This is a genomic window from Vibrio sp. 1288 (assembly GCF_033344475.1).
Genome location: NZ_JAWPOX010000709.1, coordinates 1 through 624, shown reverse-complemented (window position 1 = coordinate 624; position 624 = coordinate 1). Strand labels below are relative to the sequence as shown.

Below are 624 nucleotides of genomic sequence, written 5' to 3'. Positions count from 1 at the left end.
AACCTTCTGTGTCATGTCTCCTGTGCTCAACGAAATCAATGACACGGCTATCCAGCCATACCTCAACGAACAAGTGACAGCGCGCGAAGCATTCGATGCAGCGCAAGTGCCGATGAAGGCCTTCATGCTTAAGCAAACGCGTATCAAGGATTTGGAAACCTTCGTAAATATGTCGGGCGAGCAAGTAACCAATCCAGAAGATGTGTCGATGGCGGTGTTGATTCCCGCTTTTATCACCTCGGAGCTGAAAACGGCCTTCCAAATCGGTTTCATGTTGTTTCTGCCGTTCTTGATCATCGACTTGGTGGTGGCATCGGTTTTGATGGCCATGGGTATGATGATGCTATCGCCAATGATTGTATCGCTACCGTTTAAGTTGATGCTGTTTGTGTTGGTGGATGGTTGGAACTTGATATTGTCGACCTTAGCCGGCAGTTTTGCCCTTTAGATTGGCACAGAGAAAAGAGGTAAGACATGACTCCTGAAATGTTTGTCGAGCTTTTCCGTGAAGCACTGTGGATGGTGTTGATCATGGTCTGTGCCATTATTATTCCCAGTTTGCTCATCGGTTTGGTCGTGGCGATTTTTCAAGCCGCGACGTCAATTAACGAACAGACATTAAGC

2 protein-coding genes are annotated in these 624 nt (G+C 47.1%); both read left to right on the top strand.

Annotated elements, in window-relative coordinates; all coding sequences use genetic code 11:
- The coding region (locus tag R8O11_RS28915) for a flagellar type III secretion system pore protein FliP (protein ID WP_318195083.1) at nt 1-448 on the top strand (448 nt) is incomplete at its 5' end.
- Between the two features lie 26 nt (nt 449-474).
- Nucleotides 475-624 (top strand): flagellar biosynthetic protein FliQ (locus R8O11_RS28910; RefSeq protein ID WP_318195084.1); only part of this gene is annotated, 150 nt, incomplete at its 3' end.